Genomic DNA, 13734 nt, shown 5'->3' with positions numbered 1-13734 from the left:
CCAGCGCACGCCGCGCGCCCTCGGCGGCGACGAGGATCCGCCGGCAGTCGGCCAGGGTGCGGAACGGGACCACCCGGTCGGGCAGCGGGTCGAGCCCCGGCAGCGACGGCACCACGGCCCGGCTGCCGGTGGCGAGCACCAGATGGTCGTAGCCGTGCCGGCCGCCGTCGGCGGTGCGTACCTCCCGGGCGGCCCGGTCGACGGCGGTGACCGGCGCACCGGTCCGCACGTCCACGCCCGGGCCGACGGCCTCGACCAGCTCCACGTCCCGCTCGTCGATCTTCCCGGCGAGCAGCGTGGAGAGCATGATCCGGTTGTACGCCCGGTGCGGTTCCGCCCCGAGCACGGTGATCCGCCGGTCGCCGCCGCGTGCGTGCAGCTCGGCGGCGAGCCGGGCCCCGGCCATGCCGTAGCCGACGACGACGATCCGCCCGGTCATGCCCGCTCCACCCGGACCGCGCAGATCTTGAACTCGGGCATCCCGGAGACCGGGTCGACCGCGTCGTTGGTGACCGAGTTGGCCCGCGCCGCGCCGGGCCAGTGGAACGGGGCGAAGACGGTGTCCGGCCGGATCGTCGGGCTGAGCCGGGCCGGCGCGCACAGCTCACCCCGGCGGGAGACCACCCGGACCGGCGTCCCCTCGGCCACGCCCAGCCGGGCGGCCAGATCGGGATGCAGCTCGACGAAGCCGCCGGGGGCGGCCCGGCGCAGCGCGGCCACCCGTCTGGTCTGCGTGCCGGACTGGTACTGCGCCAGCACCCGGCCCGTGGTGAAGTGCAGCGGGTAGTCGGCGCAGACCGGCTCGGCGGCCGGGCGGTGGGTCACCGGGTGGAACCGGGCCCGGCCGTCCGGGGTGTGGAACCGGTCGGCGAAGAGGCGAGGGCGGTCCGGCCCGTGCTCGTCCGGGCAGGGCCAGAACACGCCGGTGTCGGCGTCGATCCGCTCCCAGGTGATCCCGGCGTAGTCGGCCGGACCGCCGGCCGAGGCCCGCCGCAGCTCCTCGAACACCTCCCGCGGGTCGGTGGGCAGCGGCGCGGCGTCGGGCAGGCGGGCAGCGAGCCCGGCGAGGATCTCCAGATCGGTACGGACGCCGGCGGGCGGCTCGCGCAGCGCGCGGCGGCGCAGCACCCGACCCTCCAGGTTGGTCATCGTGCCGTCCTCCTCGGCCCACTGGGTCACCGGCAGCACCACGTCGGCCAGCTCGGCGGTCTCCGAGCGGAGGAAGTCGGCGACCACGAGCAGGTCGAGGTCGCGCAGTCGGGACTCGATCCGGGCCGCCCTCGGCGCGGAGACGACGGGGTTGGAGCCGAACACCAGCAGCGCCTTCGGCCCGGACGGGGTGCCGAGCGAGTCGAGCAACCGGTAGGCCGGCACGCCCGCCCCGGGCAGCGCGGCCGGGTCGACGCCCCACACCCGGGCCACGTGTTCCCGGGCGGCCGGGTCGTCGATCCGGCGGTAGCCGGGGAGCTGGTCGGCCTTCTGGCCGTGTTCCCGGCCGCCCTGGCCGTTGCCCTGCCCGGTCAGGCAGCCGTAGCCGGCGCCGGGGCGGCCGGGCAGGCCGAGCGCGAGCGCCAGGTTGATGAAGGCGCTGACCGTGTCCACGCCCTTGGCGTGCTGCTCGGCGCCCCGGGCGGTGAGGATGATCGCCCGGTCCACGGTGGCCAGTGCGCGGGCGGTGGCCTCCAGGTCGGCCACCGGCACCCCGGAGAGCCGTTCCACCTCCGCCGGCCAGTAGCCGGCCACGGTCCGCCGGACCTCGTCGAAGCCGGTGGTTCGCGCCGCCACGTACGCCCGGTCGAGGTAGCCCTCGCGCAGCGCGATGTGCAGCAGCGCGTTCGCCACCGCCAGGTCGGTGCCGGGCAGCGGTTGCAGGTGCAGGTCGGCCTGGCGGGCGGTGGCGGTGGCCCGGGGGTCGACCACGATCAGCCGGCCGCCGCGCTCCCGCTGGTCGGTCAGGTGCCGCATCAGCGGCGGCATGGTCTCGGCCGGGTTCGCGCCGACCAGCAGCAGCGTGTCCGCCCGGCCGAGGTCGGCGAGCGGGAACGGGAGCCCGCGGTCGACGCCGAAGGCGCGGTTGCCGGCCGCGGCGGCCGACGACATGCACCATCGCCCGTTGTAGTCGATGTGCCGGGTGCGCAGCGACACCCGGGCGAACCGGCCCAGCGCGTACGCCTTCTCGTTGGTCAGTCCGCCACCGCCGAAGACCGCGACCGCGTCCGGCCCGTGCCGGTCCGCGAGCGTACGCAGCGCGGTGGCGACCCGGTCGAGCGCCTCGTCCCAGCCGGCCGGTCGCAACTCGCCGCCGGGCCGGTCGCGTAGCAGCGGAGTGGTGAGCCGGTCCGGATGGTCGAGCAGTTCGGCGGCGGTCCAGCCCTTCTGGCACAGCCCGCCCCGGTTGGTGGGGAAGTCCCGGGCGGCGACCTCGACGCCGTCGGTGGTCGCGTGCAGCACCATGCCGCACTGCAACGCGCAGTACGGGCAGTGCGTCGCCGCCTCCCGGGGGCGCACCCCCGATCGCGTCGCCATGCGTGCACCGTCTGTCATGTCGGAAAAGCGTGCCGCCGGGCGGTTTCCGGCCCGGGTCCCTTCTGTTTCGGTCCTGTCAAGAGCGCCTCACACCGCACGGGGGTGACGGGCGGGTCCGTCGGGTTTAGAATGTGGGAAAGTCGTCTCACATAACGGGAGGCCGCGATGAGCGTGACCGATGCGTTCGATGCCGTCGCCGGGCGTTACGACCAGGCCCGACGTCGGCTGGTGCCCTGCTTCGACGCGTTCTACGGCACGGCGGTCGAGGTGGCCGCGCCGCCGCTGCGGGCGGCACTCGCCGCCGGGCGTACCCCCGAGGTGCTGGACCTGGGCGCGGGCACCGGCCTGCTCTCCCTGCTGTTGGCCGCCGCGGTGCCCGGCATCCGGCTGACGCTCGTGGACGGCGCGCCCGGCATGCTCGCGGTGGCCGCCGGACACCTGACCGAACGGGCGGTGCCACACCGCACGGTGCACGCCGACCTGGCCGACCCGCTGCCCGCCGGCCGGTACGACGCGGTGGTCACCGCGCTGGCCGTCCACCACCTCGACGACGACGGCAAGCGTTCGCTCTACCGGCGTTCCGCGCAGGCGTTGGCCCCCGGGGGTGTCCTCGTCAACGCCGAGCAGGTGGCCGGCCCGACCCCGACGCTGGACCGGCGCTACGACGAGGTCTGGACGGCGCGGATCACCGAGTTGGGCTCCGACGCCGAGGAGATCGCCGGCGCGCGGGAGCGGATGCGGCACGACCGGCCCGCCACGGTCACCGACCAGTGCCGGTGGCTCGACGAGGCGGGCCTGGTCGACGTGGACTGCTTCTTCAAGGAGTGGCGGTTCGCCGTCTTCGGCGGCCGACGACCCCACTCGGACTGACCGACCTACTCGACCCGCGCCGATTCGCCGAAGTGGCGCCTTCCCGATGGGGTGATGCCGTCACTTCACCGAACTGGCGACCACCGCCGCTCACCCGTCCCACCCGTCGAGAGCACCGTTCCACGGGCCAGAATTTCCGATGGATGCGATTCGGGATGACTGGGGGTCATACCGGTGGGTAGTCTGCTCGGCATGACCGCCAAGGTGACGCTGTCGTTCTCCGACGAGACGATCGAGGAGGCGCGCCGGTTCGCCAAGCGGGAAGGGCTCTCCCTCTCCGCCTGGATGGACCAGGCCGCCCGGGAGAAGGCGCTCCGCGAGGTCTTCACCGCGCACGCCGCCGCGGTCGGCCGCGCTGGCCTGGATCTGGAATCCGCCGCCCTGGCCGACGCGCAGGAGGCCGGGATGGTCGACGACGCCCTGTTCGGTGGTGGGCGCCCGCGTGCTGCGTAGGGGCGAGGTCTGGCGCATCTCCGGCGCCCGGGAACGGTTCGGCCTGGTCGTCAGCTCCGACGTCTACAACTCCACCGCGGTGCCGATCGTGATCGTGGCCGAGGTGGTCGAGGAGTCGCTGCTGCGCGACTCGCCGCTCGCCGTGCGCATGGGCGCGTACGTGGTGATGCCGGACCGGCTCTCCAGCCCGATGAAGAAGTGGTTCAGCGAGTGCGTGGACGTGGCGGACACCGAGACCATGCAGCGGGTCGGCCGGGCGCTGCGGATCCTCCAGGAGCTGTGACCGTCTCACCGCCGCGTCGTGGCGGACGTGCGATCTCCGTATCCGGACCGACGCGCGCGGGGCACCCGGGGGAAACCACCCGTTCCTAGCGTCCCCCTCGTCACCGACGAGGAGGAGCCGCCGTGAGCACGCTCGCTACCACCACGACCCCGGCCCGGGCCGTCACCGGCCGGCCGGGCATCACCGAATGGCGTCCGGAGGACCCGGCGTTCTGGGCCGCCGGTGGCGCCCGGGTGGCCCGGCGCAACCTGTACGTCTCGATCTTCGCCGAGCACGTCGGCTTCTCCGTGTGGAGCCTCTGGTCGGTGGTGGTGCTCTTCCTCGGCCCCGAGTACGGCATCGACCCGGCCGGGAAGTTCCTGCTCACCGCTGTTCCGGCCGCGCTGGGCGCGGTGCTGCGACTGCCGTACACGCTGGCCGTGGCGCGGTTCGGCGGGCGGAACTGGACCATCGTGAGCGCGTTGCTGCTGCTGGTGCCGGCGGTGCCGATGGCGGTGCTGCTCGAACCCGGGGTGTCGTACGCCACGTTGATGGTGCTGGCCTGCCTCTCCGGCGTCGGCGGCGGCAACTTCGCCTCCTCGATGGCGAACATCAACCTGTTCTTCCCGGAGCGGCTCAAGGGCCGGGCGCTGGGGCTCAACGCGGGCGGCGGCAACCTGGGCGTGCCGGCGGTGCAGCTCGTCGGGCTGGCGGTGCTGGCCACCGTCGGGGCCGCGTACCCCCGGTTGGTGCCGGCGGTCTACCTCCCGCTGATCATCCTGGCCGCGCTGGCGGCGGCGCGCTGGCTGGACAACGTGCCAGGGGCGCGCAACGAGCCGGGCGCGCTGCGCGCGGCGGCCCGCGACCCGCACACCTGGGTGATGTCGCTGCTCTACGTCGGCACGTTCGGCTCGTTCATCGGCTTCGGCTTCGCCTTCGGTCAGGTGCTCCAGCTCCAGTTCCACGACCGGTTCCCCACCCCGGTCGACGCCGCCTGGTTGACCTTCCTCGGGCCGCTGATCGGCTCGCTGGTCCGGCCGCTGGGCGGTCAGCTCGCCGACCGGCTCGGCGGGGCCCGGGTGACGTTCTGGAACTTCGTGGCGATGGCGGGCGGCGCGGCGCTGGTGCTGTACGCCGCCCGGGACCGCTCCTTCCCGCTCTACCTGGCCGGGTTCCTGGCCCTCTTCGTCTTCTCCGGGATCGGCAACGGATCGACGTACAAGATGATCCCGGCGATCTTCCGGGTCCGGGCCGCCGCGGAGGCGGAGCTGACCGGCGACCGGGAGGCGGCGCAGCGGCGGGCCCGACGCCGCTCCGGCGCGTTGATCGGCATCGCCGGTGCGGTCGGCGCGTCCGGCGGGGTGCTGGTGAACGTGGCGTTCCGGCAGTCGTTCCTGACCTCCGGCACCGCCGACGCGGCCTACCTGGCGTTCATCGGCTGGTACGCGCTCTGCTTCCTGGTGACCTGGGTGGTATACCTGCGGCCGGGGCCGCGTACGCTGGTCGGCGTGTGACCGGCGTCATGGTGACGCGTGGCGCGACCCCGTTTTGACCTGTCACCGGGCGGCCGGGTATCGTTGCCTGCTGTTGTACGACATTCTTAGGCGTGCCGCATCAGGTACGCTTGGTCGTTCGTGCGTGCTGGTCAGGCTGGGAAGTTCCGGCCACCTCGGCGCGCGACCCCAGACCGACGACGAGACAAGGTAGACCTGTGCGTACGTACAGCCCGAAGCCGGGTGAGATCGAGCGTCAGTGGCACGTCATCGACGCCTCTGACGTCGTGCTGGGCCGCCTGGCGACCCACGCCGCCACGCTGCTGCGTGGCAAGCACAAGCCGACTTTCGCGCCGCACGTCGACACGGGCGACTTCGTCGTCATCGTGAACGCGGGCAAGGTCGCGCTGACCGGCAACAAGCGCCAGACCAAGGTCGCTTACCGCCACTCCGGCTACCCGGGTGGGCTGAAGCGGGTCGGCTACGAGGAGCTGCTCACCAAGCGGCCCGAGCGGGCCATCGAGCTGGCCGTGAAGGGCATGCTCCCGCACAACAAGCTGGGCCGTCAGCTGATCAAGAAGCTGAAGGTCTACGCCGGTGCCGAGCACCCGCACGGCGCGCAGCAGCCGGCGCCGTTCGAGATCAAGCAGATCGCGCAGTGAGCGCGGGCGAAGGAAGCAGCATGACCGACATCACCGAGACCGAGGTCGCCCCCGAGGCCACCGAGGCGCCGGCGCCCGTCGCGCGCGCGCCCCGCGGTGACCGCCCGATCCAGACCGTGGGCCGGCGCAAGGAAGCCATCGTCCGGGTCCGGATCATCCCGGGCAGCGGCAAGATCACCTGCAACGGCCGCGACCTCGAGGCCTACTTCCCGAGCAAGGTGCACCAGCAGCTCATCAAGGACCCGCTGGTCACCGCCGAGAAGCCCGAGGCGTTCGACGTGATCGCCAACCTGCGTGGCGGCGGCACCACCGGCCAGGCCGGCGCGCTGCGGCTCGCCATCGCCCGGGCGCTGATCGTCAACGAGCCCGACGACCGTCCGGCCCTGAAGAAGGCCGGCTTCCTGACCCGTGACGCCCGGGTCAAGGAGAGCAAGAAGTACGGCCTCAAGAAGGCCCGTAAGGCTCCCCAGTACTCGAAGCGCTGACCAGCAGCGTCTTGTACTTCTGACGGACGGCCGGGTCCGCCTCCCTTCGCCGGGGGGCGGCCCGGCCGTTCCGCGTTCCTCTCCTCAACGGCAGTTCCACGGAGGTTGGCGTTATGGGCCGGTTGTTCGGCACGGACGGCGTACGCGGGCGGGCGAACGCGGATCTCACCCCGGAGTTGGCGCTCGCGGTCGCGGTGGCCGCGGCCCACACGCTGGCCGAGACCGACCGGAGCCATCCGCCGCTCGCGGTGGTGGGCCGGGACACCCGGGCCAGCGGCGAGATGCTGGAGGCGGCCGTGGTCGCCGGCCTGACCAGCGCGGGCGCCAACGTGGTGCGGGTCGGCGTGCTGCCCACCCCCGCGGTCGCGTTCCTCACCGCCGAGGCCAAGGCCGACCTCGGGGTCATGCTCTCGGCCTCGCACAACCCGATGCCGGACAACGGTATCAAGCTGTTCGCGGCCGGCGGCCACAAACTGCCCGACGAGATCGAGATGCGGATCGAGGCGGCCGTCGAGGCGAACGCCACCACCGCCTGGGAACGCCCGATCGGCGCCGGCGTCGGCCGGGTGCACGACCTGCTCGACGGTGCCGACCACTACGTCCAGCACCTGGTCGGCACCGTGTCGCACCCCCTCGACGGGATCAAGGTCGTGGTCGACTGCGCCAACGGCGCGGCCGCCGACGTGGCCCCGGTGGCCTACCGGGAGGCCGGCGCCGAGGTCGTCGCCATCCACGCCGAGCCGGACGGGCTCAACATCAACGACGAGTGCGGCTCCAACCACATCGACGCGCTGCGCGCCGCGGTGGTCGAGCACGGCGCACACCTCGGCATCGCCCACGACGGCGACGCCGACCGGTGCGTCGCGGTCACCGCCGACGGCGAGGAGGTCGACGGCGACCAGGTCATGGCGATCCTCGCGCTGGCCATGCGGGAGGCCGGCGAGCTGACCCAGGACACCCTGGTCGCCACCGTGATGAGCAACCTCGGCCTGCGGCTGGCCATGTCCGCGCACGGCATCCGGCTGGTCGAGACCAAGGTCGGTGACCGGTACGTGCTGGAGGAGCTGCGCGCCTCCGGCCTGGCGCTGGGCGGCGAGCAGAGCGGACACATCGTGCTGCCCGCGTACGCCACCACCGGCGACGGCGTGCTCACCGGCCTGCACCTGATGGCGCGGATGGCCGCCACCGGCACCTCCCTGGCCGAGCTGGCCGCCGTGGTCACCAAGCTGCCCCAGGTGCTGATCAACGTGCCGGTCGGCGACCGTACCGTCGGCGCCGCCGCGCCGGCCGTCCGGGCCGAGGTCGAGCGGGCCGAGGCCGAGCTGGGCGAGACCGGCCGGGTGCTGCTGCGCCCGTCGGGCACCGAGCCGCTGGTGCGGGTCATGGTCGAGGCGGCCACCGAGGCCACCGCGCGGGAGGTCGCCGAGCGGATCGCCGAGCAGGTCCGCACCGCCAGCCCGGCCGCCTGACCCGGCGGCCGGCGTGACCGCGCCGGTCAGCCGTCGGGCCGCAGCTTCCGCAGGCGGTCCACCGCCTCGGTGAGCACCTCCGGCCGCTTGCAGAACGCGAACCGGACCAGCCGCCGGCCCGCCGCGACGTCGTCGTAGAAGACCTGCGTCGGCACCGCCACCACACCGCAGCGCTCCGGCAGGGACCGGCAGAACTCCACCCCGTCCCGGCCGCCGAGCGGGGTGACGTCAGCGGTCACGAAGTACGTCCCCTCGGGCGCGAGCACCCCGAACCCGGCGTCGGTCAGCCCGGCCACCAACTGGTCCCGCCGGCGTTGCAGGTCGTCCCGGAAGCCGGTGAAGTATGCGTCCGGCAGACCGAGCGCCACCGCCACGGCCGGTTGCAGCGGGCCGGCGTTGACGAACGTGAGGAACTGCTTCACCCGCAGCACCGCGGCGACCAGCGGTGCCGGCCCGCTCACCCAGCCGACCTTCCAACCGGTGCAGGAGAACGTCTTGCCAGCCGAGGAGATGCGCAGGGTCCGTTCCCGCATGCCCGGCAGCGTGGCCAGCGGCAGGTGCGGCCCGGCGGCGTCGGTGAACACGAGATGCTCGTAGACCTCGTCGGTGACCGCGTACGTCCCGTGTTCCCGGCACAGCTCGGCGACCAGGGTCAGCTCGTCGGCGGTGAAGACCTTCCCGGTCGGGTTGTGCGGCGAGTTCAGCAGCACCAGCCGGGTCCGCGGCCCGAACGCCGCCCGCAGCTCGGCCGGGTCGAAGGCGTACCGGCCGTCCGCGTCGGGGCGCAGCGTCACCGGGCGGCGCACCGCGCCGGCCAACGCGATCGAGGCGGCGTACGAGTCGTAGTACGGCTCGAAGCAGACCACCTCGTCACCCGGCTCGCAGAGCGCGAGGATGCTGGCGGCGATCGCCTCGGTGGCGCCGGCGGTCACCACGATCTCGCCGCCCGGGTCGTACTCAAGCCCACAGAACCGGCGCTGGTGGGCCGCGACGGCCGCGCGCAGCGCCGGGATGCCCGGACCCGGCGGATACTGGTTGTGGCCGGTGTGCAGCGCCTCGGCGGCGGCGGCGAGCATCTCCGGCGGGCCGTCGGTGTCGGGGAAACCCTGCCCGAGGTTGACCGCGCCGGTGCGCACCGCCAGCGCCGACATCTCGGCGAAGACGGTGGTGCCGAACGGCCGCATCCGGGCCACCAGGGGATCGGTCGTCGTCACGATGGTCAGCCTACGGCCCGTCGCCGCGCTCTCACCAGCCGAAGCAGGTGACACCCCACTTCCCCGGGTGCCGGCCCCGTCAACGCTGAGCCGGCAGGAGTCATGGTCGGGTCGCTTGCCCCGGTCCGCGCCAGATCTTGGTACGGAACGGCCCTCAGGAGGGCCGTTCCGTACCAAGATCTCTGAGACGAGGTGGATCGCTCAAGGACGGTGTTCGTAAACCCTGGTTCCGAGCACGCGTTGTGAGTGAAACTCCGCTAAGCTGCGGACCATGTGTGGAATCGTGGGTTACGCCGGCGCGCGCCCGGCGCTCGGCATCGTGCTCGACGGGCTTCGGCGGCTGGAATACCGCGGCTACGACTCGGCCGGCGTCGCCGTCGTCTGCGATGACGAGCTGCTGATCGAGAAGAAGGCCGGCAAGCTGGCCAACCTGGAGAAGGTCCTGTCCGAGCGGGCCGCCGACAACCCCGAGGACTGCGCCGCCAGCCCGATCGGCATCGGCGACGGCACGACCGGCATCGGCCACACCCGGTGGGCCACGCACGGCGGGCCGACCGACCGCAACGCCCACCCGCACCTCGCCCCGGACGGCCGGGTCGCGGTCATCCACAACGGCATCATCGAGAACTTCGCGAAGCTGCGCGCCGAGCTGGAGAGCGAGGGCGTCGAGTTCACCAGCGACACCGACACCGAGTGCGCCGCGCACCTGATCGCCCGCGCGCTGGCCGACCTGCGCTCCGCCGGTGAGGCCGACAGCCCGCAGCTGCTCGCCTCGGCCATGCGGGTGGTCTGCGAGCGTCTCCAGGGGGCGTTCACGCTGCTCGCCGTGGACGCGGCCATCCCTGGCGCGGTGGTCGGCGCCCGGCGCAACTCGCCGCTGGTCGTGGGCCGGGGCGACGGCGAGAACTACCTGGCCAGCGACGTGGCCGCGTTCATCGAGCACACCCGGGACGCGGTCGAGCTGGGCCAGGACCAGATCGTCCTGATCACCCCGGACAGCATCGAGATCACCGACTTCACCGGCCAACCGGCGAGCGGCAAGGACTTCCACATCGACTGGGACTCGTCGGCCGCCGAGAAGGGTGGCTACGACTGGTTCATGCTCAAGGAGATCGAGGAGCAGCCGCAGGCCATCGCGGACACGCTGCTCGGCCGGCTCACCGAGAGCGGTGAGATCGCGCTCGACGAGGTCCGCCTCAGCGAGCAGGACCTGCGCGACGTCGACAAGATCTTCATCGTCGCCTGCGGCACCGCCTACCACTCCGGCATGGTCGCCAAGTACGCCATCGAGCACTGGACCCGGATCCCCTGCGAGGTGGAGCTGGCCAGCGAGTTCCGCTACCGCGACCCGGTGCTCGACCGGTCCACCCTGATCGTGGTGATCTCGCAGTCCGGCGAGACCATGGACACGCTGATGGCGCTGCGCCACGCCAAGGAGCAGAAGGCCCGGGTGCTGGCCATCTGCAACACCAACGGCTCCACCATCCCGCGCGAGTCCGACGCGGTGCTCTACACCCACGGCGGCCCGGAGATCGCGGTCGCCTCCACCAAGGCGTTCCTCACCCAGCTCGTCGCCTGCTACCTGATCGGCCTGCACCTGGCCCAGGTGCGCGGCATCAAGTTCGCCGACGAGGTGGGCGCGGTGGTGGCCCAGCTCCAGGAGATGCCCGGCAAGCTGCGCGAGCTGCTCGACCGCATCGAGCCGATCCGCGAGCTGGCCCGGGAGCTGAAGTCCGAGCCGACGGTGCTGTTCATCGGCCGGCACGTGGGCTACCCGGTGGCGCTGGAGGGCGCGCTCAAGCTCAAGGAACTGGCGTACATGCACGCCGAGGGCTTCGCCGCCGGTGAGCTGAAGCACGGCCCGATCGCGCTGATCGACAAGGGCACGCCGGTGATCTGCATCGTGCCGTCCCCGGTCGGCCGGGGCATGTTGCACGACAAGGTCGTCTCCAACATCCAGGAGGTGCGCGCCCGGGGCGCCCGCACCGTCGTGATCGCCGAGGAGGGCGACCAGGCGGTGGTCCGCTACGCCGACGATCTGATCTACGTGCCGCGCACGCCGACGCTGCTCGCCCCGCTGGTGACCACCGTGCCGCTCCAGGTGCTCGCCGCCGAGATCGCCGCCGCTCGGGGGCACGACGTCGACCAACCGCGAAACCTGGCGAAGTCGGTGACGGTCGAGTAGCCGAACCGGTCCGCGGCCCCTCCGCCCCCACGACGGAGGGGCCGCGGCCTTTCCGGTCGGCCCGCTCACCGGCCCAGCACGATCCGGGCCATCCCGTCCAGGGCCGGGTTGTCGGCATCCCAGTAACCGGTGTGGCCGTGCCGCGCGCTCGGGAAGCGTCGGCCGCCGAAGCCCGGTGCGCTCGGGTCGGCCCCGAACCAGAGCCGGTCGTCGTGCGGGTCGAGCGCGGCCAGCGCCGGGCCGATCGGCGTACCGGCCAGCACGACCCGGCGGGCCAGCTCGTCCGGCGGGCGGGTCAACCGGATTACGTCGTCGGGCGCGGTCGCCGCCCAGACCTGGCCGGCGGGCATCCGCAGCTCGGCGGCACGGTCGACGCCGACCCCGGGCGAGCCGACGAAGACCAGCGCGTCGGCGCCGAGCCCGTGGTCGCGGGCGGTGGCGCCGACCACCAGCGAGCCGTAGCTGTGCCCGAGCACGGTCTGCCGGGCCGGCGGCCCGTCGTGCGTGGCCCGCAGCCCCTCCTGGAACCGGTGCAGGGCCGGACCGGCGTCCTCGGCCTGACGGGCACCGGCCGCCTCGGTGAGGAAGTCCGGCGCGTCGTAGTCCAACCAGAGCACCGCCGCCGTTTCGTCGCCCGGCGCGATCGTGGCGCACCGCCCCAGCACCCGGGCGGCCCGGCCCAGCTCGGCCGGTGCGTCGGCGAGATCCGCGGTCATGCCCGGGACGTAGGTCAGCACCGCGCCGGCGCGGTCCGGATTGCCGAGTGCCACCACCGCCCGCCCGTCACCGGCCGGATCGAGCCCCAACAGGTACGCCCGGGGCGCGTGCGGCGCGGCCAACCGCTCGCCCAACTCGTCCAGCCCGCGCAGCGCCGCCTCGGCGCCGGCCAGCCCGGCACGCCGGGCCGCCTCGAACGCGCCGGCCGGCAAGGGGCGCAGCAGCGCGAGGCGGCGGGCGAGCAACTCCTGCCGGCGGTCGGCGAGCAGCAGCCGGTTGGCCTGGTCGCGGGCGGTCACCGGCACGCCGTCGAGGCGGCCCACCCGGCCCGGCTCGCGCCCGATGAGCCAACGCCGCTCGGCCGGGCTCAGGCCGGCCCACCAGCGGCTCACCTCGGCCGGCCCGGCGCCGGGGCCCGGCCGCCAGGCGGGCGGAACGCTGACCCAGCCGGTCAGCGCCGCGGCGGCGACCTCCGCCAGTCGGGCGGCCGCCTCCCGATCCGCGTCGCCGGCCAGCGCCAGCGCGTCGCGGATCCCGGCCCGCGCCCCGACCACCGCCGGCCCGGCCCGGTCGGGGGGCATGAACGGGCCCGGCCGGACCGCGCCGGTGCGATCCACCGACAGCCCTCCGGTCTCGGCCTGGGCCACCTCGGTGGCGAGCCGGGCCTTCGCCGCGGCCAGCCGGGCGGCGAACTCGGCGAGCACCTGGTCGACCTCGACCAGGGCGGGCAGCACGTCGGTCAGCTCGGTGCGCAGCTCGCCGACGCGCCGTCCGCCGGCCGTGGCGGCGGCACCGGACCAGCCGGCCCGGAGGGCACCGGCCCGCCCGGCCAGCTCGTCGGCCCGCCCGCGCACCGGGTCGACGAGCCCTCGCCAGGCCGCACCGGTGGCGAGCCAGGCACCCGGATCGGCCCGCCAGAGCTGCGCGTAGCCGACCAGATCGGAGGCCGGTGGACGGGAAGCGACGCGTGCGTTGTCCCGGGTCATCGGACGACGCCGGTGAGGCGTCGGGCGGCCCGGTCGTCCACCGCCTCGTAGCCGTCCGCGCCGGTGCGCAGCGCCTCGGCGGTGGCCGCCACCCGGGACGCGAGCGCCCCCGACCAACGTCGGACCGCCGCCTCCAGCTCGACCAGCGCCGTTGCGGCCTGCCATCCGTCCGGCGGCGGCGGCCCCGGCAGCGGCGTCCCGCCCGGCCCGGGTGCCAGCCGGTGGGCGTCGTCGGTCAACTCCCGGGCCACCGCGCGCAGCAGCTCCGGATCGACGATGAACGGCTCCTCGGCCACGACGACCTCCCCACCCCGTCCGACCCCACCGGCCGGATCCGGACACCGGGACGCTAGGCGGGCGGAGCCCCGTCGGACCGCCCCTGTGGACAACGCTGGCGGTTTTCCACAGGCCC

13 protein-coding genes are annotated in these 13734 nt (G+C 73.8%); 8 read left to right on the top strand and 5 right to left on the bottom strand.

Translation table 11 applies throughout. The features are described from left to right. Both B1205_RS31125 and B1205_RS09230 read right to left on the bottom strand, forming a co-directional pair. Positions 1 to 439: FAD-dependent oxidoreductase (locus B1205_RS31125; protein ID WP_254909809.1), on the bottom strand; the 439-nt coding region annotated here is incomplete at its 3' end. Continuing rightward, positions 436 to 2544 carry a molybdopterin oxidoreductase family protein gene (locus tag B1205_RS09230; RefSeq protein ID WP_089155222.1) on the bottom strand — a complete coding sequence of 703 codons (2109 nt, stop codon included), beginning with the start codon at positions 2542 to 2544 and terminating at the stop codon, positions 436 to 438. The genes B1205_RS09230 and B1205_RS31125, both read right to left, overlap by 4 nt. A gap of 147 nt (positions 2545 to 2691) precedes the next feature. On the opposite strand from B1205_RS09230, the gene B1205_RS09225 reads away from it, so the two are divergent. The 7 genes from B1205_RS09225 to glmM all read left to right on the top strand — a co-directional run bounded on the left by B1205_RS09225 (position 2692) and on the right by glmM (position 8220). Next, positions 2692 to 3396: a class I SAM-dependent methyltransferase gene (locus B1205_RS09225; RefSeq protein ID WP_089155221.1), complete on the top strand. Its 705-nt coding sequence runs from the start codon at positions 2692 to 2694 to the stop codon at positions 3394 to 3396. Between the two features lie 192 nt (positions 3397 to 3588). Beyond that, complete coding sequence (locus B1205_RS09220; RefSeq protein ID WP_089155220.1) at positions 3589 to 3849, top strand: DUF6364 family protein; 261 nt, start codon at positions 3589 to 3591, stop codon at positions 3847 to 3849. Beyond that, positions 3827 to 4132 (top strand): hypothetical protein, encoded by a 306-nt coding sequence (locus B1205_RS09215; protein WP_176308519.1) that lies wholly within the window; start codon positions 3827 to 3829, stop codon positions 4130 to 4132. The genes B1205_RS09220 and B1205_RS09215 overlap by 23 nt, the downstream gene beginning before the upstream one ends. Before the next feature lie 122 nt (positions 4133 to 4254). After that, positions 4255 to 5625, top strand: a complete 1371-nt coding sequence (locus B1205_RS09210; RefSeq protein WP_089155219.1) for a nitrate/nitrite transporter — start codon at positions 4255 to 4257, stop codon at positions 5623 to 5625. Between the two features lie 197 nt (positions 5626 to 5822). After that, on the top strand, positions 5823 to 6266 hold the full coding sequence (gene rplM, locus B1205_RS09205; protein ID WP_089155218.1) for a 50S ribosomal protein L13: 444 nt from the start codon (positions 5823 to 5825) through the stop codon (positions 6264 to 6266). Positions 6267 to 6286: 20 nt separating this feature from the next. Further along, positions 6287 to 6751 carry a 30S ribosomal protein S9 gene (rpsI, locus tag B1205_RS09200; RefSeq protein WP_089155217.1) on the top strand — a complete coding sequence of 155 codons (465 nt, stop codon included), beginning with the start codon at positions 6287 to 6289 and terminating at the stop codon, positions 6749 to 6751. Between the two features lie 113 nt (positions 6752 to 6864). After that, positions 6865 to 8220 (top strand): phosphoglucosamine mutase, encoded by a 1356-nt coding sequence (gene glmM / locus B1205_RS09195; protein ID WP_089155216.1) that lies wholly within the window; start codon positions 6865 to 6867, stop codon positions 8218 to 8220. Positions 8221 to 8246: 26 nt separating this feature from the next. Here glmM and B1205_RS09190 read toward each other — a convergent pair whose 3' ends face one another. Then, on the bottom strand, positions 8247 to 9434 hold the full coding sequence (locus tag B1205_RS09190; protein ID WP_089155215.1) for a pyridoxal phosphate-dependent aminotransferase: 1188 nt from the start codon (positions 9432 to 9434) through the stop codon (positions 8247 to 8249). Between the two features lie 271 nt (positions 9435 to 9705). On the opposite strand from B1205_RS09190, the gene glmS reads away from it, so the two are divergent. Continuing rightward, the gene (glmS, locus tag B1205_RS09185) at positions 9706 to 11619 is read left to right on the top strand and encodes a glutamine--fructose-6-phosphate transaminase (isomerizing) (protein WP_089155214.1); all 1914 of its coding nucleotides are present in this window, start codon (positions 9706 to 9708) and stop codon (positions 11617 to 11619) included. Positions 11620 to 11684: 65 nt separating this feature from the next. Here the strand turns inward: glmS and B1205_RS09180 are convergent, their stop codons facing one another. Continuing rightward, entirely contained in the window at positions 11685 to 13322 is a 1638-nt protein-coding gene (locus B1205_RS09180) for an alpha/beta hydrolase (protein ID WP_089155213.1), read from the bottom strand. After that, the gene (locus B1205_RS09175) at positions 13319 to 13618 is read right to left on the bottom strand and encodes a hypothetical protein (RefSeq protein ID WP_089155212.1); all 300 of its coding nucleotides are present in this window, start codon (positions 13616 to 13618) and stop codon (positions 13319 to 13321) included. Before B1205_RS09175 ends, B1205_RS09180 begins: the two co-directional genes overlap by 4 nt. Positions 13619 to 13734 lie beyond the last annotated feature (116 nt).

Origin of the sequence: Micromonospora sp. NBS 11-29, from assembly GCF_002140155.1 — a bacterium.
GTDB lineage: Bacteria > Actinomycetota > Actinomycetes > Mycobacteriales > Micromonosporaceae > Micromonospora.
Note: the sequence above shows the minus strand (reverse complement) of the source record. Positions and strands in the feature narration are given on the sequence as shown.

Excerpts from the sequence above, each read along its gene's own strand:
- B1205_RS09230 (WP_089155222.1), bottom strand. The coding sequence starts at position 2,544 with ATGACAGACGGTGCACGCATGGCGACGCGATCGGGGGTGCGCCCCCGG.
- B1205_RS09225 (WP_089155221.1), top strand. The coding sequence starts at position 2,692 with ATGAGCGTGACCGATGCGTTCGATGCCGTCGCCGGGCGTTACGACCAG.
- B1205_RS09220 (WP_089155220.1), top strand. The coding sequence starts at position 3,589 with ATGACCGCCAAGGTGACGCTGTCGTTCTCCGACGAGACGATCGAGGAG.
- rpsI (WP_089155217.1), top strand. The coding sequence starts at position 6,287 with ATGACCGACATCACCGAGACCGAGGTCGCCCCCGAGGCCACCGAGGCG.
- glmM (WP_089155216.1), top strand. The coding sequence starts at position 6,865 with ATGGGCCGGTTGTTCGGCACGGACGGCGTACGCGGGCGGGCGAACGCG.
- glmS (WP_089155214.1), top strand. The coding sequence starts at position 9,706 with ATGTGTGGAATCGTGGGTTACGCCGGCGCGCGCCCGGCGCTCGGCATC.
- B1205_RS09180 (WP_089155213.1), bottom strand. The coding sequence starts at position 13,322 with ATGACCCGGGACAACGCACGCGTCGCTTCCCGTCCACCGGCCTCCGAT.